The 22128-nt window shown below is 51.5% G+C and carries 19 protein-coding genes; 2 read left to right on the top strand and 17 right to left on the bottom strand.

Annotated features, from left to right (window positions below; translation table 11 throughout):
• Positions 1 to 8: 8 nt before the first annotated feature.
• The 15 genes from AB4Z33_RS05445 to AB4Z33_RS05375 form a co-directional block, all read right to left on the bottom strand.
• Positions 9 to 1445, bottom strand: a complete 1437-nt coding sequence (locus tag AB4Z33_RS05445; protein ID WP_442048948.1) for an LLM class flavin-dependent oxidoreductase — start codon at positions 1443 to 1445, stop codon at positions 9 to 11.
• Between the two features lie 168 nt (positions 1446 to 1613).
• On the bottom strand, positions 1614 to 2924 hold the full coding sequence (locus AB4Z33_RS05440) for a replication-associated recombination protein A (protein WP_442048947.1): 1311 nt from the start codon (positions 2922 to 2924) through the stop codon (positions 1614 to 1616).
• A 240-nt stretch (positions 2925 to 3164) separates the two neighbouring features.
• A complete protein-coding gene (locus tag AB4Z33_RS05435; RefSeq protein WP_442048946.1) occupies positions 3165 to 3833 on the bottom strand; it encodes a YdeI/OmpD-associated family protein in 669 nt (222 codons plus the stop codon).
• The gene (locus AB4Z33_RS05430; protein ID WP_442048945.1) at positions 3830 to 4585 is read right to left on the bottom strand and encodes a tRNA threonylcarbamoyladenosine dehydratase; all 756 of its coding nucleotides are present in this window, start codon (positions 4583 to 4585) and stop codon (positions 3830 to 3832) included. Before AB4Z33_RS05430 ends, AB4Z33_RS05435 begins: the two co-directional genes overlap by 4 nt.
• Before the next feature lie 33 nt (positions 4586 to 4618).
• Positions 4619 to 6430: an aspartate--tRNA ligase gene (aspS, locus tag AB4Z33_RS05425; RefSeq protein WP_442049014.1), complete on the bottom strand. Its 1812-nt coding sequence runs from the start codon at positions 6428 to 6430 to the stop codon at positions 4619 to 4621.
• 60 nt (positions 6431 to 6490) lie between these two features.
• Positions 6491 to 7750, bottom strand: a complete 1260-nt coding sequence (gene hisS, locus AB4Z33_RS05420; RefSeq protein ID WP_442048944.1) for a histidine--tRNA ligase — start codon at positions 7748 to 7750, stop codon at positions 6491 to 6493.
• 831 nt (positions 7751 to 8581) lie between these two features.
• Entirely contained in the window at positions 8582 to 8743 is a 162-nt protein-coding gene (locus tag AB4Z33_RS05415; RefSeq protein ID WP_337099501.1) for a hypothetical protein, read from the bottom strand.
• Positions 8744 to 8833: 90 nt separating this feature from the next.
• Positions 8834 to 9277 carry a D-aminoacyl-tRNA deacylase gene (dtd, locus tag AB4Z33_RS05410; RefSeq protein ID WP_442048943.1) on the bottom strand — a complete coding sequence of 148 codons (444 nt, stop codon included), beginning with the start codon at positions 9275 to 9277 and terminating at the stop codon, positions 8834 to 8836.
• A gap of 62 nt (positions 9278 to 9339) precedes the next feature.
• A complete protein-coding gene (locus tag AB4Z33_RS05405) occupies positions 9340 to 11520 on the bottom strand; it encodes a RelA/SpoT family protein (RefSeq protein ID WP_337099503.1) in 2181 nt (726 codons plus the stop codon).
• A 404-nt stretch (positions 11521 to 11924) separates the two neighbouring features.
• A complete protein-coding gene (locus tag AB4Z33_RS05400) occupies positions 11925 to 12455 on the bottom strand; it encodes an adenine phosphoribosyltransferase (protein WP_442048942.1) in 531 nt (176 codons plus the stop codon).
• A gap of 51 nt (positions 12456 to 12506) precedes the next feature.
• The gene (gene recJ / locus AB4Z33_RS05395; protein WP_442048941.1) at positions 12507 to 14558 is read right to left on the bottom strand and encodes a single-stranded-DNA-specific exonuclease RecJ; all 2052 of its coding nucleotides are present in this window, start codon (positions 14556 to 14558) and stop codon (positions 12507 to 12509) included.
• On the bottom strand, positions 14558 to 15475 hold the full coding sequence (locus AB4Z33_RS05390) for a cation diffusion facilitator family transporter (protein ID WP_442048940.1): 918 nt from the start codon (positions 15473 to 15475) through the stop codon (positions 14558 to 14560). Before AB4Z33_RS05390 ends, recJ begins: the two co-directional genes overlap by 1 nt.
• A gap of 131 nt (positions 15476 to 15606) precedes the next feature.
• Entirely contained in the window at positions 15607 to 16527 is a 921-nt protein-coding gene (secF, locus tag AB4Z33_RS05385) for a protein translocase subunit SecF (protein ID WP_442048939.1), read from the bottom strand.
• A complete protein-coding gene (secD, locus tag AB4Z33_RS05380) occupies positions 16517 to 17749 on the bottom strand; it encodes a protein translocase subunit SecD (RefSeq protein WP_442048938.1) in 1233 nt (410 codons plus the stop codon). The genes secF and secD overlap by 11 nt, the downstream gene beginning before the upstream one ends.
• A gap of 83 nt (positions 17750 to 17832) precedes the next feature.
• Complete coding sequence (locus tag AB4Z33_RS05375) at positions 17833 to 18078, bottom strand: post-transcriptional regulator (RefSeq protein WP_442048937.1); 246 nt, start codon at positions 18076 to 18078, stop codon at positions 17833 to 17835.
• 214 nt (positions 18079 to 18292) lie between these two features.
• Here AB4Z33_RS05375 and spoVB point away from each other — a divergent pair, with 214 nt between their 5' ends.
• Complete coding sequence (spoVB, locus tag AB4Z33_RS05370; RefSeq protein WP_442048936.1) at positions 18293 to 19843, top strand: stage V sporulation protein B; 1551 nt, start codon at positions 18293 to 18295, stop codon at positions 19841 to 19843.
• Positions 19844 to 19890: 47 nt separating this feature from the next.
• On the opposite strand, the gene AB4Z33_RS05365 is transcribed toward spoVB, so the two are convergent.
• Positions 19891 to 20679 (bottom strand): YetF domain-containing protein, encoded by a 789-nt coding sequence (locus AB4Z33_RS05365; RefSeq protein WP_442048935.1) that lies wholly within the window; start codon positions 20677 to 20679, stop codon positions 19891 to 19893.
• A gap of 222 nt (positions 20680 to 20901) precedes the next feature.
• On the opposite strand from AB4Z33_RS05365, the gene AB4Z33_RS05360 reads away from it, so the two are divergent.
• A complete protein-coding gene (locus AB4Z33_RS05360) occupies positions 20902 to 21297 on the top strand; it encodes a TIGR04086 family membrane protein (protein ID WP_442048934.1) in 396 nt (131 codons plus the stop codon).
• 503 nt (positions 21298 to 21800) lie between these two features.
• Here AB4Z33_RS05360 and yajC read toward each other — a convergent pair.
• Complete coding sequence (yajC, locus tag AB4Z33_RS05355) at positions 21801 to 22121, bottom strand: preprotein translocase subunit YajC (RefSeq protein WP_337099513.1); 321 nt, start codon at positions 22119 to 22121, stop codon at positions 21801 to 21803.
• Positions 22122 to 22128: the final 7 nt, after the last annotated feature.

Below are 22128 nucleotides of genomic sequence, written 5' to 3'. Positions count from 1 at the left end.
TTCTCCTCCTACCTCTTCACGGAATGAAAAGAGGCCTCATCTGCCTTATTAGGGGAGACAAGACCTCCGGTTGACCGGTCGGTTTCGATTGTGCTCTCGAATGATGATTGAACAACAGCGGGGTGCGGAGGTCTTTTGAGTCCTAAATTGCCCCTTAACGTCGTTCCTTCGTATTCGGTACGGAATAACCCTCTGCGCTGCAGCTCAGGTACAACGAGCCGGGTGAAATCCTCTAAGCCGCCCGGCAAATAAGGAGGCATAACATTAAAGCCGTCTGCAGCGCCGTTAACGAACCATTCCTCCAATTGATCGGCAATCTGGACAGGCGTGCCAAGAATCTCGCGATGTCCTCTAGCTCCCGCGATTCGTTGATACAATTGCCGAATCGTTAAGCCCTCTCGTTCCGCCAAATCCTTCAGCAGCGTGAAGCGGCTTTTCCCCCCGTTAATTTGCTCGAGCTCGGGAAGATCCGGCAACGGGCCGTCAACAGGATACGGGCTTAGATCCACGCTAATCAGATTGGAGAGCAAGCTTACCCCGGCCTCCAAAGGAATCAGTTGCTCCAATTGGGCTTTCTTCTCTTTCGCTTCTTCTTCCGTACGTCCAATGATCGGGAATACCCCCGGCATGATGAGCAGTTCATCCGGCGAACGACCGTATTTGCGTAACCGTCCCTTCACATCCGAATAGAATGCTTGCGCCTCTTCTAGCGTTTGCCAGGCGGTAAAGATAACCTCTGCCGTTCTTGCCGCAATCTCCTTGCCTGGCTCGGAAGCGCCTGCTTGCACAATGACCGGATACCCTTGTACGGGTCTGGCCACGTTGAGCGGACCGCGAACGGAGAACCACTCCCCTTTATGGTGAAGCGTATGCAGCTTGCTTCTATCGGCGAATACCGCGTTATCCTTGTCATAGACGAAAGCATCGTCTTCCCAGCTGTCCCACAAGCCCTTCACCACATCAAGAAACTCTTGCGCGCGCTCGTAACGAAGCGAATGGAGCAAATGGTCATCCTTGTTGAAGTTTTTCGCTTCGGCTGGATTTCCCGAGGTAACCACATTCCAGGCTGCCCGGCCATCGCTAAGATGATCGAGCGAAGCGAATTTGCGGGCTACGTGAAACGGCTCATTGTATGTGGTTGATACCGTCCCGACAAGTCCGACATGCTCGGTTACCGAGGATAACGCGGACAACAGCGTAATCGGTTCCGGCCGCACCGTAACCGTCTGAGTAACCGCTTCTGGATACGTTTCAGATACCGCATAACCGTCAGCGAGAAATAACAAGTCGAATTTGCCTTGCTCCGCGATTTGGGCCAGCTTTTTGTAAAACTTGAAATTCAACACTTCCGAAGCTTCCGTATCCGGATATCTCCACGCCGCTACATGATGGCCGGGCGTCATTAAGAAAGCGCCTAGCTTGATTTGCCTGTTTGCCTTGCTCATTGGTCTGCCTCCTCGTTCTATTGCGATAATAAAATAAAAAAACCGAAGACGCGCTATCTGATTAGATAGGGTCTCCGGTTAACCGGTATACCGTTTATTCCTAGTGGATTAGTATGCTTTAAATGGTATCATATAACATTTCCAGCGTCAATCGAAATTTCCAAAATTTTATTGCGACGATTTTCGATGATTCTGGTTTTGTTGTATTTTGTTTTCCGTGCCTTGGTCTGTAGCTTTATAGAAAGCAGCTCCGTGCAAAACGTCGGGCAAATACTGCTGCTTCACGTAATGGTTCGGGTAATCATGCGGATACTTGTACMCTTCATGCCCGAGCTGCTGTGCGCCCTTATAATGCGTATCGCGCAGATGCAGCGGCACTTCGGCATTTCCCGCCCGTTCGATCGCTGCCGTTGCATTGCCGATGGCGATCGCTGTGGCGTTCGATTTCGGACTCTCGACCGCGAATAGAATCGCCTGCGAGATATTGTACTTCGCCTCCGGCCAGCCGATCTTGTGATAGGCGTCCATCGCCGTCACTGCCTGGATCATCGCCTGCGGGTTGGCAAGTCCAATGTCTTCGCTGCACGCGACGATAAGCCGCCGAATGAACGTCATCGGGTCCATGCCCAGCTTCTCTACCGCGTACAAGAACCAGAACAGCGCGGCGTCGCTAGAACCTCGCACGCTCTTGTGAAACGCCGACAGTACGTCATACTGCGTGGACATGTCGGCACGAATGGACGGCTTGCGTACCGACTCCTGCGCAACCTCCAGCGTAATGCGCACCGAGCCGTCGGGCTCGGAAGGCGTCGTCACCGCCGCCAGCTCAAGCGCATTGAGCGCTCGGCGAATATCGCCGCCGGCCATCGACGCGATATGCTGCAGCGCCTCCTCGTCGGCATGCAGCGTCATGAAGCCGAGGCCGCGCTCGCGATCCACGAGCGCCCGGCGCATCGCCTCGTACGCATGCTCCTCGCCCAGCGGCTCCAATTGAAACAGCGTTGAGCGCGACAGCAAAGCGCCGTTCACATGATGGAACGGATTTTCCGTCGTCGCCCCTATGAAAATAATAATGCCCTGCTCCACAGCAGGCAGCAGCGCATCCTGACGCGATGTATTGAACCGATGGACCTCGTCCAGAAACAGGATCGTCTTCTTGCCGTACATCGATTTGCTCACGCGGGCACGGTCGATAACCTCCCGCACATCCTTCACCGACGCATCGACCGCGTTCAGCTTAACGAAATCTCCTGCCGTCTTCAGCGATATAATATGAGCCAGCGTCGTCTTGCCGCATCCCGGCGGACCGTATAAAAGGATCGATGACACTTGGTCGCCCTCTATCGCCCTGCGAAGCAGCTTGCCCGTTCCCACAATATGCTCTTGTCCAATATATTCATCCAGCGTCTGCGGACGCATTCGATCAGCCAGCAGCCTTGCCCTCGGCGCTTCTTCCTCTTGGTATGAAAATAAGTCCATGCTGTCCCTCTACCTTCTCCACCTGTTAATCTGTTAACTCGATCATAGCATACAAGCACATTTGTTCGCCAGCGTTGCGGTCAACAGTCTATTCCGTATTTTGCAGTTATATTTATTGCCTCATCAATGAGCACATATGCCGTTACAGAGGTGGATGTTTGTCATGTAACAGCCCAACAAAAAAAAAAGGACCATGACCGAAGCGGCGCTAAGCCGCTCAAGTCATGGTCCTTTCCCAATTTATAGCTTGTCCGTCGGACGCTTCAGGCCGTGCTCTAACTTCTCGACCATCGACGCAATCCGCTTCGTACGCGTATCCTCGCGCTTCGCTTCTGTTACCCAGTTAACGTAATCGCGGCGCATAGCAGCGGTCAGCGTTCCGAAGAACTGCTGGGCTGCCGGCGACTGGCCGAACGCTGCGACTACATCCTCAGGGATTACTGTCTCCGCCGCGACAGAGGAGGATTGTACCGCTGCCACGGATGCGGAAGCAGCCTTCTTCAAGCTCGCCGGCTTCTTCTTGACAGCAGATGCGGAGCGATAGCGCATGACGGACCACGTATCGTCCATCGAGATCATCGCCACGCCTTCCATCCCCATCGTCTGCATGAGCTTCCAGCCCGTATCCCGATTCAGATCGGTCTTAATCATGGACGTCCCCTTTGGATAAGCGATCCAAAGCATGCCGTCTTCCTTAAGCGAGCGAATCGCGGCCGGACCCTTGGCCTCCAGATCGGCAAGTGATCTGGCGAACAGCAGTACGTAATCGTAATGCCCTTCGCCTGCCTCAGCCTCCACAGCCAGCTCGGATAAGCCAAGCTCCGTCAAATAGCTGCTATCGGGCGGCTGAATGACGAGCACTGCCATCTCGGCGCTTAAGCGCAGCTTCTTGACGAGCTCCGCATTCATACCTTGATGCCTCCGGCCTCCAACATATCCTTGACCACAACGCTCACCATAATAAGTCCCGCGACTGGCGGAACGAAAGCGTTGCTTGCCGGCGGCTGCTGCGCTTTGCGAATTTCCGGCGCGTTCTCCGGCACGATTCGCTGCGTAACATCTTCACGAGGCTTATTCGGCAGCTCGGACGAGAATACGACCTTAACGCCCTTCTTGATGCCGTCCTTGCGCAGCTTCGTGCGAACGACGCGCGCTATCGGATCGGTATGCGTCTTGGAGATGTCGACGACTTGGAACTTCGTCGGATCCATTTTGTTCGCAGCGCCCATGCTGGAGATGATCGGAATCTTCCGTTCCAGGCATTGCTTGATCAAGTGGATTTTGTACGAAATCGTATCCGAAGCGTCAACCACGTAATCGAGCGGATAAGCAAACAGCTGCTCATATGTCTCTTCCGTATAAAACATCCGCAGCGAGATCGCCTCGCATTCCGGATTAATAAGCTTAATGCGGTCGCGCATCAGATCGGCCTTCGGCTCTCCGACCGTCGTCGTCAGCGCATGAATCTGCCGATTAATATTCGTAATATCGACAACGTCCTTGTCGATCAGAATAATGCGGCCGACGCCGGTACGAGCCAGCGCCTCCGCCGCGATCGAGCCGACGCCGCCGATGCCGAGCACGGCAACCGTGCTCCCCTTCATCAGCTCGAGTCCTTCAGGCCCTATAGCCAGCTCCGTACGTGAAAATTGATGAAGCATTCAGCTGCCGCCTCCTTTGCTAATCTTCGTCTATTATTCGCCTTGTTCCTTGGCCGCTCCGGCAGCTGCCGCAACCGGCTTAGGCTTAAGCACGGTACGGATATGAAGCTGCTCAAGCTGCGACAATTCCACCTCGGAAGGCGCATCGCAGAGCAGATCCGTTGCGCTTGCCGTCTTAGGGAAGGCAATCGTTTCACGCAGGTTCGTGCGTCCGGCAAGCAGCATGATGAGACGGTCGAAGCCGAAGGCGATGCCGCCGTGCGGAGGCGTTCCGTACTCGAAAGCATCAAGCAAGAAGCCGAATTTCTCTTGCGCTTCTTCCATTGTGAAACCAAGCGCTTTGAACATTTGCTCTTGTACTTCGCGTTTGTAGATACGCATCGAACCGCCGCCTACTTCGTAGCCGTTCAGAACAAGGTCATACGCTTGCGCGCGGATTTGTCCTGGATCGGTATCGAAGAAATGAAGGTCATCTTCGTTCGGACGCGTGAACGGGTGATGTTCTGCAACATAACGTTTCGCTTCCTCATCATAGCCAAGCAGCGGGAAGTCAACGACCCATGCGAATTTGAATTGCGACTCGTCGATCAGACCGAGGTCGCGGCCTAGCTTCAGGCGCAGGTTGCCAAGCACGTCGGCAACGACTTTTTTCTTGTCGGCGGAGAAGGTAAGCAAGTCTCCTTCTTCGACTTGAAGACGCTCTGTCAAAGCCGCGATTTCTTCAGGCTTCAAGAACTTCACGATCGGACCGCGCCACTCGCCGTCCTTCACCGTGATCCAAGCAAGACCTTTGCCGCCGTAGCGTGCCGCGAACGGTTGCAGGTCGTCTAGCTCCTTGCGGCTCCAGCTCGCGCAGCCTTTCGCGTTCAAAGCTTTGACAACGCCGCCGCCAGCAGCAACGCTTGCGAACACTTTCACTTCGCTCGTCGATACGATGTCCGTAATGTCTTGAATTTCCAGGCCGAAACGAAGATCAGGCTTGTCGGAGCCGTATTTGTTCATCGCGTCCGCGTAAGTGATGCGTTGGAACGGAAGCGCCAGCTCGACGCCAATCGTCTCGCGAAGCAGCTTAGCAGCAAGCTGTTCCATAAGAGCTAGCAATTGATCCTGCGACAGGAACGATGTCTCGATGTCGACTTGCGTGAATTCCGGTTGACGGTCAGCGCGAAGATCCTCATCTCGGAAGCAGCGTGCGATTTGGTAGTAGCGCTCAATGCCGCCGACCATCAGCAATTGCTTGAAAATTTGCGGCGATTGCGGTAGCGCGAAAAACTCGCCTTCATGCACGCGGCTTGGCACCAAGTAATCGCGAGCGCCTTCCGGCGTGCTCTTCGTCAGGATTGGCGTTTCAATGTCGATGAAGCCTTCGCCGTCAAGGAAATCGCGGAAAATCTTAGCCGATTTCGAGCGAAGCAGCAATGTTTTTTGCATTTCCGGACGACGCAGGTCCAGGTAACGGTATTTCAGACGAAGCGATTCGTCTACTTCAACGCCATCCTCGATTGGGAACGGAGGAGTCTTGGCTGCGTTCAATACTTCGATTTTCGTTACGCGGATCTCAATCTCGCCTGTTGCCAGGTTCGCGTTGTACGTTTCTGGATCGCGTTCTACGACTTTGCCTTCTACGGCAAGTACGAATTCGTTGCGGGCACGGTCGGCAATAGCGAGCGCGTCACCGGAGAAATCAGGGTTGAATACCGTTTGAACGATACCCGTACGGTCGCGAAGATCGATAAATAATACGCCGCCAAGGTCGCGACGACGTTGTACCCAGCCGTTCAAGATTACCGATTGGCCTACGTCGGCTTTCGTCAAGCTGCCGCAGTTATGCGTTTTTAACATCATAGTCATAATGTTCATGCTCCTCTTCTAATGGGTGATAAATTCATTCCATCGTTCATCTATTTAACTGTTGCTTGAACCCAATATCTCTTCGGCAAGCTTATCCAGCGCGACTTGGCGCTGCTCGCCTTTGGCCATATCCTTCAGCGCAATCTCGCCGCGTGCAAGCTCGTCGTCGCCAAGGATAGCTGTAAACTTCGCTTGCAGACGGTCAGCGGACTTCATCTGCGCCTTCATCTTGCGGCCGAGGTAATCGCGCTCCGCGCGTACGCCGCGCTGCCGCAATTGATAGACGAGCTTCGTTACCTCGCGCTCGGACGCTTCGCCCAACGCTACGAGGTATACATCCACCTCATTCAGCGCCGGCAGCTCGGTTGCCTGATGCTCAAGCAGCATGATCGTCCGCTCAAGTCCAAGTCCGAGGCCGACGCCCGGTTGATCGGGACCGCCGATCTCCGCGACAAGACCGTTGTAACGGCCGCCGCCGCCGATCGTATCGATCGCGCCAATGCCTTCCGCCTTGTATTCGAAAGCGGTATGCGTGTAATAATCGAGACCGCGGACGAGCCTGTGATTAATCTCGAACGGGATGCCCATGTCGCTAAGATACATTTTTACTTTGTCAAAGTGGTTGCTGCATTCCTCGTCCAAGCTGTCCAGAATCGACGGCGCGTCCGTGAAGTGCTGTTGATCGACTTTGCAGTCAAGCACGCGGAGCGGATTACGATCCATGCGCGACTGGCAGTCCTTGCAAAGCAGTTCCCGCTTCGGCTCTAGRAAAGCAAGCAGACGCTCACGGAACACCGCTCTAACGGCTGGCGTACCGACCGAGTTGATCTCGACGCGGACGCCTTTCAGGCCGACCTCGGTGTAGAACGTGTAGCCGAGCGCAATTACCTCTGCATCAATCGCCGGATCTACCGACCCGAGCGCCTCGATGCCGAATTGATGAAACTGGCGGTAACGCCCCGCTTGCTGACGTTCGTATCGGAACATCGGCCCCACATAATAGAGCTTCGTTACGTCCGGCTCGCCATACAGCTTATTCTCCACGTAGGAGCGGACAACGCCCGCCGTTCCTTCCGGGCGCAGCGTGACGCTTCTGTTGCCGCGATCGGTGAACGTGTACATCTCTTTCTCCACGATATCCGTCGTCTCGCCGACACCACGCTGGAACAGCTCCGTCGATTCGAAGATCGGCGTTCTTATTTCGCGAAAATTATACCGGCGGCAAATATCGCGGGCCTTCTGCTCCGCGTACTGCCATTTCTCCACCACGCCCGGCAAAATATCCTGCGTTCCCGGAGATTTTTGAAATGCCATCGTAAAGCCCCCTGCCATTGTTAGTCATTTGCTTTCTCATTTGAACACAAAAAAACTCCCGCCCTAACGGCTTGCGCCGAAAGGGACGAGAGTGTATCTCCCGTGGTACCACCCACATTCCGAGCCGCTTCCTATTGGAAGGTGACTCGCTTCAAAACGGTTAACGTCCGTTAGCCGCAGCCAGCTACTTCTACGTAAGAACAAGCTTGATAGCTTGCGCACTACGAGGTTCACTGTCTGTTCTCCGGGAGGTCTGTTCATTCAATCGTTATAAGGACGCTTGCAGCCAAGTGGCGCCCCTCTCTGGGTATACGAGAAGAATTACTTTTTCCCATCAACAAATCCAATTTAGTTATACTGAGGACTTATTTTACCTGTCGCGACGTGTAAAGTCAAGCGGCTCTTATCTATGCTGCCCATACAAAGAAAAAAACCTACAAACGAGTTGTAGGTCCAAAAGTAAAATATATTTTAAAAAAAGGGGTCGAGGTTTATTATAGGACAGCAGTGTTAAGAAAAAGTTAGAGATTGATTACAGTAATATTACAAATTCGTAAGCGTTTTTACGACGAACCTTTGCCACTGTAATCTATCCCTTGTCTAAACCATCTAGAAGTGAGGCAAATCTCACTATTACTGCTGCCATCCTCATTCAAATCGACCGCCTGCTGCGTTTCACGTACAAACAGTGAGGCCAACCTTACTTCCCGTGAACCTAGCTTCATGGGTAATGAGTTTTACCTCACTAAATCGATCAAGTAATCGTCATTTGTGTAATTCAGCGAAATTACCCTCATCTTTTAGTGAGCCAGCCTCACTGTTTCATCGAAGCTAAGGGTTGTCGCGCCGCGGATGCTGGGGAAATCCTGCCCACTCCTCGGCCGCCTCCACATCCTCTTCCAGCTCGGCCATCGCTCTCGCTTCCCGTCGATCCGGATGAAGCAGCCTTCTCATCGCGCGCTCTATCCCTTGTTCCTTGCGTGATTGATGCATAAGCGGTATCTTCCTCCAATTCGCATTTTAAAGCCGCCCGCCTTCGGCAAGCCGCCGTATCATGCTTATTGTTGCCCGCTCCTGCGCCATTTAAGCGCCGCTCTCCAAAATAAGCGTCACCGGCCCGGAATTAACTAGCTCCACATTCATCATAGCGCCGAAACGTCCAGTCTCGACCTTAAGCCCGCGTTCACGCAACGCAGCGTTGAACGCATCATACAGCGGCTCCGCTTGCTCGGGTCTAGCTGCCGCCATAAAGTTCGGACGTCGCCCCTTCCGGCAATCCCCATACAGTGTGAACTGCGATACTGATAGCAACTGTCCGCAGATATCGGTTACGGCAAGATTCATTTTACCCGACTCGTCCTCGAAAATACGCAATCCTGCCACTTTGTCAGCCATCCATTTCACATCGTCAATCGTATCCTCGTGCGTAATGCCTACCAGCAGCACGAGACCAAAGTCGATTGCTCCTACAGTCTCGCCATCAATAACTACCTTCGCTTCCTTGCTTCGTTGTACGACGACTCTCACTTCACTAATCCCCCAATATGTAAAACGCCAGCACACAAGCATGTATGCTGACGCTCCTTCGTTTATTGCATCGTCCGTTGAACGGAATAGATGTCCTGCACTCGCTTAATGCGCTCGACCACGGATGAGAGATGATCGATGTTGCGGATGAGCACCGTTATATGGATGAGCGACATTTTGTTTTTGACCGAACGTCCTGTCACGGCGGATATATTCGTCTTGCTCTCGGATACCGCCTGCAGCACCTCGTTCAGCAGACCTCGGCGGTCATGACCGGTGATCTCGATGTCAACGCTGTAATTGGCGTCTGTCGATTCTTCCCACTCGACCTCGATCACGCGTTCCGCTTCTTCGCCGTCCATGCCGAACGGGATGTTCTGGCAGTCCATGCGGTGAACGGATACGCCGCGCCCGCGCGTTATATAACCGACAATCGCGTCACCTGGAACAGGATTGCAGCAGCGTGCGTAACGAACGAGCAGGTTATCGATGCCTTTCACGGTAACGCCGTGGTTAGGGCGAGGTTTCTTCGCACCCGGAGACTTAAGCTCCTTCGGCTCGCTTGTCAGCTCGATCAGATTCGCTTCTTCGGCTTCCTTGCGCATCTTCTCCGTCAGCTTCGTGCAGATCTGCGCTGCCGTTATGCCGCCAAAGCCGATGGCCGACATCATATCCTCAATATCATTGAATGCGAACTTGCCGGCTGCATCCTGCAGCTTATCCTCGCTCAGCCACGCCGACGGCTCAAGACCAAGGCGCTTCAGCTCACGCTCCAGCAGATCGCGGCCCTTCGCCACGTTCTCCTCGCGCTTCTCCTTCTTGAACCATTGCCTGATCTTGCTTCTTGCATGGGAAGACTGAGCGATCTTCACCCAATCCTGGCTCGGTCCGTAAGAATGCTTCGAGGTCAGAATCTCGACAATATCGCCAGTCTTAAGCTTATGATCGAGCGGTACGATTCTTCCGTTTACTTTCGCGCCAATCGTACGGTTTCCTACTTCCGTATGAATGCGGTAGGCGAAGTCGAGCGGAACGGAGCCCGCAGGCAGCTCAATGACTTCCCCGCTCGGCGTAAAGACGAATAATAAATCGGCGAAAAAGTCCATTTTGAGCGATTCCATAAATTCGGATGCGTCACGCGCTTCGTGTTGAAGCTCCAAAATTTCACGGAACCACGTCATCTTATCTTCGAAGCTTCCGCCTGGTACAATCGAGCCTTCCTTGTAAGCCCAATGCGCCGCGATACCGTATTCGCTCGTCCGATGCATTTCCCATGTTCGAATCTGTACTTCGGTAGGCTCTCCGTTAGGACCGATGACCGTCGTATGAAGCGATTGGTACATATTCGCCTTCGGCATAGCGATATAGTCCTTGAAGCGGCCCGGCATCGGCTTCCAAAGCGTATGAATGATGCCCAGCGTCGCATAACAGTCCTTGATATTGTCGACGATGATCCGAATAGCCATCAAATCGTAAATTTCGTTGAACTGTTTATTGCGGCTGGTCATTTTTTTGTAAATGCTGTACAGATGCTTCGGTCTGCCCGAAATATCGCCTTCAATACCCATTTCATCGAGCTTCTCGGTAATTCTTGAGATGACGTCCTCAATAAATTGCTCGCGTTCAGCCCGTTTCTTCTTCATCAAATTGGCGATGCGATAATATTGCTGCGGATTCAAATAACGAAGAGCGATGTCTTCCATTTCCCATTTGATCGCCGAAATACCAAGCCGGTGCGCGATTGGGCAGAAGATCTCGAGCGTCTCGTAAGCGATCCGCCGCTGCGCCTCCTCGGACTGGAATTTAAGCGTCCGCATATTATGAAGACGATCCGCCAATTTAATCAAGATGACGCGAATGTCCTGCGCCATGGCGACGAACATTTTACGATAATTTTCGTTCTGCTGCTCTTCTTTCGACTGGAAACGGATTTTCTCCAGCTTCGTAAGGCCGTCGACAAGCATCGCACAGGTTTCGCCAAATTTCGCGCGCACGGTCTGCAAATCAACGGTCGTATCTTCTACAACGTCATGAAGCAGCGCTGCGATAATCGACAGCACGTCCATCTGCATATCCACAAGGATATCTGCAACCGTAACCGGATGAAGGATATAGGGCTCTCCCGATTTTCGAACTTGTCCGTGATGGGCTTGTTCCGCGAAATCATARGCTTCCTGAATGCGTATGAGGTCTTGCTCTTTCATATAGGCGGATGCCTTCTCAAGTAATTGCTCAATGCCCATGAAACTTCCCTTTCCAAGCGTAAACGGCTGAAGCTGAATATCAGCGGAAGCTCGTTTCGCGATGAAATTTATGCTGTGATKGTGATACCGGAGGTTCACTCACCAATAAATTTAAAGCGTAAACAGCTGAAGCCATTTGTAATGGCAGCACAAGCTCGTTTCGCGATGAAATTTATGCTGTGAATATAATGTCGGTAATTCTATCGAAAGCATCGCAGATGAGGACCGCCCATGCATTTTCCGAGTTTTCTAATATTATGCCTGTAACTACAGCATTGCGTCAACTGTTCAGCGTAAACAGCTACCACTGCTAATTTCCTCTAATATTGGCAAAAACCGCCCTTCCCGCGTCCATAAGGCAGCGAAAGTGGCGGTTGATCCCGCTGCGGGCAGCGGATTGGTCGTTAGTTATAGGTCATAAGCGAGAATACCTCAATGCCTTCGAGCTTCTCGCGTCCAGTTAAGTATGCAAGCTCGATCAAGAACGCAGCTCCMACAACTTCTCCGCCAAGCTGACGAATAAGGTTGATTGAAGTCGCAATTGTTCCGCCCGTCGCAAGCAAATCGTCAGCAATCAGAACGCGCTGTCCCGGCTGAATCGAATCTTTATGCATAGCGAGCTGATCATTACCGTACTCGAGGTCGTAGCTTGCCGTAATCGTCTCGCCCGGCAGCTTGCCGCTCTTGCGAATAGGGGCGAAGCCTACGCCTAGCGCAAGCGCAAGCGGAGCTCCTACCACGAAGCCGCGCGCTTCAGGACCTGCAACGATGTCGATCTTCATATCAGCAACGGCTTTGCGCATTTCTTCAATCGCTGCGCGATAAGCGCCGCCATCCTTAAGCAAAGTCGTAATATCCTTGAAGCGAATGCCTGGCTGCGGGAAATCATGGATGACCCTTATATAATCTTTAAAGTTGTATTCTGTATTCGACACGAACCGTCAACCCTTTCTATTCCTTGTATCACTGTTCTATCCTAACATAATCTACGCTTTCTGCAACATGGCAATTTCTCGCGCATCCGTATAACGTTTTGAAGTGGATAAGTCCCGCTTGCTTGGAGACAATGCCGCGTTCATCAAGCCGTCTCGCCGTTCAATGAAAGCTAGCTCCTCGAAGACATCGAGCATTAGCTCTATCGTCTCCAGGGGCATTTTATGCTGGCTTGCAAGCTTAGCGATCAAGCCGTCAAGCGGAGCGCTGCCGAGCTTCTTAAGCTGTTGGTATATGATAATAAACTGCTCCCGTTCAGGGAACTGCTGCCTTCTCTCTCCGGCTTGGTAATGAAGATCCTGGAGTTGAAGCTGAGGCTTGCGTCTGCCGTTCCATTCATTGATCGATAGTTCCCCAATGATATCGATCGAACAGCCCGGATCCAACCCTTCCGATATCGGCCCCATGCTGAAGCCAATGGCATCAAGCAGCTTTCTGCCGCTTCCAAGCAGCAGCTTTAGATGCTTCGACTCTTTGCCTATCGTTCGTTTCTCTGCAAGCTCAACCGACTGGAACAACAGCCGCGGAGAAAGGTTGCCCATCCCGAAAGGTTCAAGCTGAGCAAGCTGCGTGACTGTTTCTAACGATGCGTCATCCAGCTTGCATACAATATCGACTGCCGTCTTCGGTATCCAGTCCTCTTCGGTTAGCCATGCCTGTGCAAGCTCGCATAACTTCTGTTCGAAGGCTTCCAAATGATCACGATGCAGGCTCATGCCGGCGGCGGCCTGATGTCCGCCATAATGATCGAGCCATTGCTCGCATTCCGTCAAAGCGGCGTGCAGATCATAACCTTCTATCGATCTGGCCGACCCTTTGCACATACCTGTCTGTTCATCGATACCGAGTATGATCACCGGTTTATAATTCCGTTCAAGCAGCTTCGAAGCTACGATGCCGATTACGCCGACATTCCAGCCTTCCCCTGCAAGCACAATGACCGATGGCGAAGGTTTGCCTGAGTCTTCTGCCGCTGCACACTTCGCAAGCCACTGTAGCTCGGCATCCTTTACCATTGATTCTACAATACGCTGGCGTTCCTTGTTTAAACTGTCGAGACCCGATGCAGCTAATATAGCCGTATCGTAATCGGTCGTCGTTAAGAGCTCAACGGCCCGCTTCGCATGATCGAGGCGTCCTGCCGCATTGATACGCGGCGCGATACCGAAGGCAACAGACGTTGATGTCATGACATCAAGCTCAATGCCGCAAGCCTCAGACAACGCTCGGAAGCCGACACCCGCATCGGAGCGAATCCGCTCCAAGCCATATTTGACGAAGATGCGATTCTCGTCGACTAGCGGCATTAAGTCCGCAATCGTGCCTAAGCTGACAATATCGGTCCATTCCAGCGGCGGGCGCTCCAATAGCGCCGTAGCAAGCTTGAACGCTACGCCGACGCCTGCAAGCCCTTTGAACGGATAACCGCAGCCCTGCTGCTTCGGATTAACGACCGCATACGCGTTCGGAATACGCTCGGGTGCCTCGTGATGATCGGTTACTACTACTTCTATACCGAGCTCCTTCGCGTATTCGACCTCTTCATAAGCGCTTATGCCGGTGTCGACCGTAACGATCAGCTTAACGCCTTCCTCGGCCGCCAGTGCGATTGCAGCGCGGTTCATACCGTACCCTTCCAATGCGCGATGCGGAATATAATAATCAAAATGATAGCCTAAATGACGAAATAAATAGATAAGCAACGATGTGCTTGAGACGCCGTCGGCATCGTAATCGCCGTATATGCGAATTTTGTCCCCGGCAGCTCCGGCAGCTCGTATGCGCTCCACCGCCTTATCCATGCCTAGAAGCAAATACGGATCGTGAAGATGTTCTTCCCCTCCGTTGATAAAGCGCGTTGCCGCCTCGGGGCTGTTATGACCTCGCTGGACAAGCAGTCTCGCAACAAGAGACGGTACGCGAAGCGCCTGAGCTATAAGACCGGCTTGGCGTTCGTCCTGCTCGCTCCATGGCGCGATCTCCCATCTTGTCTTCCTATGGATCATTTTAAAAGCTTCCCCCTTCCGCTGTCTGCTCACAGCCATTATTGCAGCAGCGTTGGCACCTGCTCCTGATTCGGATCATGATTCGATTTGTACGGATAACCTGGATCGTACGGCTCTACATATATAGATACATCAGTCAGATGCAAAAATCGTTTCATCAGCAGTTGCTTTACACGCTTAGCTATTTCCTGTCCTTCAAGTACGGTAATACGCGGATTAACGCTAATGACTACGTCAGCAACAACGTAATGTCCATGTTCCCTAGCGCGCAACGATTCAACCGTTACAACACCTTCCACCCGTTGAATGAGCTGCATAAGCTCATCCGGATCTTCTTCATGAGCCTCTTGCTTGGCGTCCTTCCGGGCGATTGCCTGTACCAATTGGAAGCCGTTGTACACGACAATAACGGCTATGACGAGCGCCGCTGCCGGGTCAAAATAATAAAGAGCAGAAATGTCCAGCGCCTTACCGGCCATTGCCGCACCAGCGCCGATAAAGGCCGCGAGCGAGCAATATAGACCGGAATGCCTCTCCTTCTGCGCTGAGAACAACTCTTTGAAAAGCCAGCCTGCAGCAATCGCCACAAGGGCGCTCCAGTGAGGCGCATCAACAACGCCCTCTACTAATTCGCGGATGGCGGATATACCAATCTCCAAACCGATAATGAGCAGCAGAACAGACATTAAAATCCGTGCTCCCGTACTCGAGCCGGACACTTGCTTATTCGTCGTTATCGTCTTCTTATTTTCCTTACGCAGACGATTGTCGCGCAGCCCTGACAGCGCGGCAAAAGCTCCCGCAGCCTCGGCAGCCGAACGGAATGCGTCAGCAAGCAACGCTTTGCTGCCCGACAGCCAGCCGACTACGCCTTTTATAATTGTAAGCAGCATGTGTCCCCATAAGCCGGACCATCCTTCGGCCTCTGCTTGTGCATATCGCTGTGCGGTTGACATGGCACCCTCCTAAAAAGTTTTGCGAAGCAAAACTTACTTCGTAAGCATTAACTTATTCCTTCTGCAGCCTCATAAGCGAGGCGAGCGGCTAGGCTCGCTTGCGCAAACCTAACCGCTGCTTTGTATCTTTATTATGGCGTTGTTGAAACTTTGGCCGCTTTCTTCGTCTTCGGATCGCCTTTGAACATCAGCCACAACGGGCTTGCGATACAGATCGAAGAATAAGCGCCGCTTGTCAGACCGATAATTTTCGCCAGCGCGAACAGTTTGATCGATTCGCTGCCGAAGATGAACAAGCTGAGAGCTACAACTAACACGGCAAGTACCGTATAAATGTTCCGTGCCATCGTTTGCCAAATACTCGCGTTAACCATCTCCGCAAGCTGCTCGCGGCTTTTGAATTGACCGAAGCGAAGATTTTCCCTGATCCGGTCGAAAATAACGATTTTGTCGTTTATCGAGTAACCGATCGTCGTTAACACCGCCGCGATAAACGGCAGATCGACTTCCAGCCGGAAGATCGAGAATAGCGCGATAACGACGAATGCGTCATACAGGATCGCAATATTCGCCGCAAGCGCGAAGCGCCACTCGAAACGAATCATCACATAAATCATAATCGCGACGCTGGCGATCAGTATCGCCCAGATCGTCTTAATGCCTAGCTCTTGTGCCATATCTGGCGATACAACGTTAACCTCCGCCGATACGTGCTCGCCGTATTTCTCCGTGAACACTTTCTTGATTTCCGTAATCTTGTCTTGCGAGAGCACCTCGTCGAACCTTGCAGATACACGCTCGTTGCCCGCACCGCCGACTGTCGGCGTAATGCCTTTAATACCCGCCTGCTCGATTACCGCTTTCGCTTCCGCTTGCGTCGTGCTCTTGCCAACGGATATATCCATATTCGTACCCGCTTTGAAATCAACCCCGAAGTTCAGGTTGAAGATGAGCAGCGATAAAATACCCAATACAGTCAGCGCGATCGAGAATATAAAAAACTTATTCCGATTCTTAATAAAATCGAACCGAATCTTCGTATTATAGTTCACGAATCTCAGCCTCCTTCACGCCATAGTAGCTTGGTTTCGTAAACATATTGCTCCTAATTAACAGCATAATAAGGAAACGCGACAAGAAAATATTCGTAAGCATACTTACAAGAATACTGAATATCATCGTAAGCGCGAAGCCACGAATCGCACCGTTGCCGATGTAATACAACACGGCGCTTGCGATAATATTCGTAATGTTCGCATCCATGATCGTACGGAACGAGTTTTTCGAACCGGCTTTAAGCGACGACAGCAAGCTCTTGCCGCTTCGAATCTCTTCTTTGATCCGCTCGTACATAATGATATTCGCATCGACGGCCATCCCTATTCCGAGAACGAAGGCCGCTATACCAGGCAAGGTTAACGTCGCATTCATCAAGTTAAACACGGCAACTAACAGCCACGTATACGTTATTACCGTAATACCAGCAACGACGCCCGGAATCCGGAACAAAATAACGAGAAACACGAGGATAATGGCCGTACCGATAATGCCTGCTGTAACTGTATCCTGAAGCGACTCTTGTCCAAGCTTCGCGCCTACGGATTGCGTATATTTTTCGTTAAGCTGGAGCGGCAATGCGCCCAGATTGATTTTGTCGCGCAAGTCTTTCGCTTCATCTGTTGTGTAATTGCCCGTAATCGTTGCAGATCCGCCTGGGATCGCACTGTTGACCATAGGTGCTGACAATGGGTCTTCGTCAAGATATATCGCTAACGTTTTACCGATCAATTCTCTTGTAAGGTCTTCGAACTTCTTCGCATCCTTCAGCTTGATCGTTACGAACGGCTGGTTCAACTCGTCATAACCGATGCCCGCGCCATCCGGAACGAAGTCGCTGCCGTCCAGCCTGATTTTACCATCAGGGTCGCGGAAGGTAAGGTTAATCGGCTTTGCAAGCACTTCTTTAACTTCTTCCTCCGTTGTAACTCCCGCAATCTTAACGCGGATACGGTTCGTGCCTTCAGTCGTAATCTCCGGCTCGGCGATACCGAGCGCGTCAGCACGTTCTTCCAGGCTTCTCGCCGTCTCTTTCAGCGATTCAGGTGTAACCGCTTCCCCGCCTTCAAGCGGAACCGCCTCGTACAGAACCTCGAAGCCGCCTTTCAAATCAAGGCCTAATCGAACATTTTTCACGAGCGACGGGCTTGTCCAAGCGATTACGCCAAACATAATCACCACGATCGCAAGGAAGGCAAATATTCTCTTCCCAAACATACGTCTGAATCCTCCTTATGATCTCAATATTCCTATTATACAGACGCTGCAAAAACGAGTCAAAAAGAAAAGAACTCCTTTCGTTAGAATGGAGTTCCTTTGAACGCGCTGAGCGTCATATAATTCATGAACTGCGTCACCTTAAGCGATAAGATGTCATTGACGAGTTGATGCAATTCAGGCTGCCCTTTCTTGACATACTTTGCATTTACGCACTCCCATACTTCCTTGCCCGTAACATGCTCGTAGCCGATCAGTCTGAATTCTTCTGCCTTGCTGTTGCACAACTCCTCGATCATTACGCTGAGCTCTTCGCTTTCGATAGCCATGACGCACCTCCCCTAATCTGTTCCTCTGTAAGCGGACTGACATGTATTATTCGATGCCCGTTGTACATATTCCTGCCCTGTAATCACGATTTCACAAAAATGACTGACATTGAACCGGACATGCTTCGCATAAAGATGATACTACCAGCCTGTCTAATCATTGATCCGAAAATAAGCGGGCCATCCCTATACGGAAGAGAAGAGGCAATGAACTATGACGAAGCAAACGTTTATCAAAGGAGCGATGATTCTGCTGGCGGCAGGCATCATCAATCGCTTGCTCGGATTTGTGCCGCGAATCGCATTGCCTCGCATTATCGGGGCCGAAGGCGTTGGCTTATACCAACTAAGCTATCCGTTCTTAACGGTCATGCTCACCATCATAACAGGCGGCATTCCGCTGGCCGTTGCGAAGTGGATCGCCGAAGCCGAGAGCCAAGGCGACTCCGCCCGGGTGAAGCAAATATTCAAGGCTGCAATGGGGCTAGTTACAACATTAGGTATCGGCATGACAGCCCTTCTATTGCTGTTCGCCCCTTGGATTACGACCCATGTGCTTCCTGACGAGCGTGTGTACCGCACATTCGTCGCGATGACGCCGATGCTGCTCATCATTGCCGTTTCATCGGTCTATCGCGGCTATTTTCAAGGCAAACAAAATATGCTTCCAAGCGCGATCTCGCAAATTACGGAGACCGTTATCCGTATAATCGCCTCCCTCACTTTCGCGTATCTGCTGCTGCCGCGAGGATTGGAATGGGCCTCGGCTGGAGCTATGCTTGGCGCAGTAGTAGGGGAGATCGGCGGTTTCACCGTGCTGCTATGGAGATACATGCGTGACAAAAGGGAAAGCGGTCTTGCTGAAAAATCGACTGCGAATACGAAGGCAACACCAGCGCTTCGGCGGCTGCTTAGCCTTTCGATTCCCGTAACAGGCAGCCGCCTCGTCGGTTCATTGTCATACTTGCTGGAATCGATCTTCACCGCAAGGAGCTTGGCGGCAGCAGGCATTGCAACGGGTATTGCAACCGCTCAGTACGGCGCGCTGCAAGGGATGATTATTCCGCTGCTGCTTCTGCCAACCGCGCTCACCTATTCGCTCTCCGTCTCGCTTGTCCCGTCTCTGTCGGAGGCTGCAGCCAAGGGGGATCGCGCTTTAATTCATAAGCGGCTTCACCAATCGATGCGGCTGTCCCTCGTTTTCGGAGCGCCTTTCGTAGTCGTCATGTTATTATTTGCCGAACCCATCTGCCGCATTCTATACAACAATGCAGATATTGCCCCTATGCTGCAGCTTATCGCACCGATTGGGCTGTTCATTTATTTGCAAGGACCGCTTCAGGCTGCCCTCCAAGCGCTCGATAAGCCTGGTACGGCGCTAGTCAACACCTTCTTTGGAGCAGCCGTCAAGCTTGTATTGATCGTGCAGCTAGCGTCCGATCCGAAGTTCGGCATTTACGGCGCGCTTATCGCGATCAACGTCAATATCGTGCTCGTTACGCTGCTGCATGCGATTAGCGTGCTTCGATTTATCGGCTTCCGAATGAAGCTTCTTGACTTCGTCAAAGTGATTGCAGCGATGTTCATCATGGGAGCCGCCGCGCGCTTTACGATGAATCAAGAGCCGCTTTCGGCGGAATGGATCAATTTGATTATTGCTTGCGCAGCCAGCGCGATCGTCTACCTGCTGCTCATGATTTGGATGAAATTCATCGACCGTTACGACATGATTCGAATCCCCTTATTGCGAAGATGGTTTAAATAATGAAAAAAAGACAGCGTATAGAGTAGCCTCTACGCTGTCTTTTGCTCTTAGTTCGGACGTCGCTTATGCGTGTCGACGAATAGTTTGCCGCGATGATCGATCGTACAGAAGAATACGTCCTTAAAGTCGGTTACGCCTTCTTCCTGCAGCACATTTTTGAGCCAAAATCTCGTTTTTTCCATTTTGCTTAAATTTTCATCCTGCACTTTGCCGTCCATAATAAGCGGTATCGGCAATATTTCGAACCGATAATGAGGAGGAATGATGTTTTTCCTCCATTCCGGCTTAACCTTCTGTTCATCCGCTTCCGCGATAGCGATAGAAGACGTACTTCTCTCGGTTGACTCCTCGTCGGTGCCGTCATTCAATTCATCCGCTGCAGCCGTGTTCTCCCTAGGAATGACGGACAGCTTGCCGCTCGTCTCCAAGATCGCAAATTCAACGTCGGCTACGGAGCTGATTTTATTTTCACGCAATTGAAGCATAAGGTCATCCAAGTTATAGCGCTGCTTGCGCATAATATCCTTGTTAATCTTACCCTTGTCGATAATGACATTCGGTTTTCCGTCGAGCAGCAGCCTAAGCTTGCGATTTTTCATCGAAACGATAGCGCTCCCCACTTGAATAAGCATGAGCACGACCATCGGCAGTATGCCGTCCCACATCGGCCGTCCCACATCCTCGATGACAATGACCGCAATCTCGGCAATCATAACCGAAATAACGAGATCAAGCACCGATAACTTGCCTATCTCGCGTTTTCCCATGAACCTCATGATGAGAAATACAACGAAATAAATAATAACCGTCCGGACTAACAGGCTCCAAAACTCCACTGGAATCCGCCTCCTCGACATGTTATGCCAACTGTGTTCAGTTGTTGTTGTCCGTAAAGCTATTCTAGCCTCAGCCTCCAGACATCATACGAGCGGCGACAGACGAATAATTGGCAACAGCAAATGCCCCCTCCAACTTGAATAAAACATGACAAGCCGTAATATTCCATCAAGCTTGACCATAAGGATTAATAATACGTACGAAAAGGCGGGATGAAACGAATGATGAACTCGATCAAGCAAGGTCCTAAAGCTATGGTCATCTCTTCACCGATAGCGGCGGGAATYGTTTTTTCGATATTGTGGCTGGCGGCTGGCGCATTGCTCTTGTCGATTCTGCTGCACTTCACCAGTATGAAGGAAGCGAATCTGCCATCGGGAGCGCTCATTGTCCATGCTGTATCAGCTTTGACGGGCGGCTTCGCAACAGGGAAACGAACGGAGAAGCGCGGTTGGTACTACGGAGCTTTATTAGGACTAATATACGGTCTAATCGTATTAATAATCAGTTTCTTGGCATCTGATGCATCGATTACGCTCCGCAGTGCGCTTATTGTTGGCGCGGCAGCGCTTGCAGGCGCTTTTGGAGGGATGATTGGCGTTAATATGCGAAAATAAGCGCATACTACTCCCAGTTAGTCGCCGAAGCTTGCCTACTATCCGTTTGACCCATAATAACCAATACCAATATCATCTCTCCCTCCTCATTAGCTTGGACGATTAAGACTGTTGATTCATTCTGCCTAGTAGAGATGTGCTCGATTTTTTGAATGGATTTCATACAGTCAAAAGGATAGGAACGAGAAGATTTCGGAGTTTCAGTGGATTTTGTGCAGTCAAATGGACGGAAAAAGTCTACTGAGGGCTAAATGGCCGGTTTTGGCTGTATCAATTCCATTCAAAAGTCACTTTACAGGCAATTAGGACCGCTTAGCCTGTATGAAATACAGGCAAACGCAACATCTGCAAGAGAGGTCTTGTACTTCGATTTAGGGCTGGAGTGCCCATAATGAAACGACAGTCTCCGAGCTCCATTCAAACGGATACAATCCAATTAAAAAAGGAGCTGTCCGACAGGTGCTAACGCAACCTAGCAGGACAACTCCTTTACATGTATAAGCTTATTTCTCCAAGTCAACCGCTGCTGTAGGAGCCGCGCTCACGATTGTATTAACCGCGCTGCGCTCGAACGTCATCTTCGTCGTATCGTTTACGCGAATAATAACCGTATCGTCAGTCAACTCTACTACCGTTCCGTGCAAACCGCCAATCGTAGTGATTTTGTCACCCTTCTTGATTTGGTTAAGCATGGACGAACGTTGTTTCTGCTTCTTCTGTTGCGGACGAATTAGAAGAAAATAAAATACCGCAAACATAAGAAGAAACGGCCAAATCATTCCTAAAATATTAGTACCGCCACCTGCATCTGCTGCTAGCCACATCGTAATC

The sequence above is a fragment of the Paenibacillus sp. 2TAB19 genome, from assembly GCF_052115185.1.
Classification (GTDB): Bacteria; Bacillota; Bacilli; order Paenibacillales; family Paenibacillaceae; genus Pristimantibacillus.
Note: the sequence above shows the minus strand (reverse complement) of the source record. Positions and strands in the feature narration are given on the sequence as shown.

Coding starts and splice junctions, on each gene's coding strand:
- AB4Z33_RS05390 (WP_442048940.1), bottom strand. CDS start 15,475: ATGTCAACCGCACAGCGATATGCACAAGCAGAGGCCGAAGGATGGTCC.
- AB4Z33_RS05435 (WP_442048946.1), bottom strand. CDS start 3,833: ATGAATGCGGAGCTCGTCAAGAAGCTGCGCTTAAGCGCCGAGATGGCA.
- yajC (WP_337099513.1), bottom strand. CDS start 22,121: ATGTGGCTAGCAGCAGATGCAGGTGGCGGTACTAATATTTTAGGAATG.
- AB4Z33_RS05445 (WP_442048948.1), bottom strand. CDS start 1,445: ATGAGCAAGGCAAACAGGCAAATCAAGCTAGGCGCTTTCTTAATGACG.
- aspS (WP_442049014.1), bottom strand. CDS start 6,430: ATGATGTTAAAAACGCATAACTGCGGCAGCTTGACGAAAGCCGACGTA.
- recJ (WP_442048941.1), bottom strand. CDS start 14,558: ATGGCTGTGAGCAGACAGCGGAAGGGGGAAGCTTTTAAAATGATCCAT.
- AB4Z33_RS05375 (WP_442048937.1), bottom strand. CDS start 18,078: ATGGCTATCGAAAGCGAAGAGCTCAGCGTAATGATCGAGGAGTTGTGC.
- spoVB (WP_442048936.1), top strand. CDS start 18,293: ATGACGAAGCAAACGTTTATCAAAGGAGCGATGATTCTGCTGGCGGCA.
- AB4Z33_RS05430 (WP_442048945.1), bottom strand. CDS start 4,585: ATGCTTCATCAATTTTCACGTACGGAGCTGGCTATAGGGCCTGAAGGA.
- secD (WP_442048938.1), bottom strand. CDS start 17,749: ATGTTTGGGAAGAGAATATTTGCCTTCCTTGCGATCGTGGTGATTATG.
- AB4Z33_RS05415 (WP_337099501.1), bottom strand. CDS start 8,743: ATGCATCAATCACGCAAGGAACAAGGGATAGAGCGCGCGATGAGAAGG.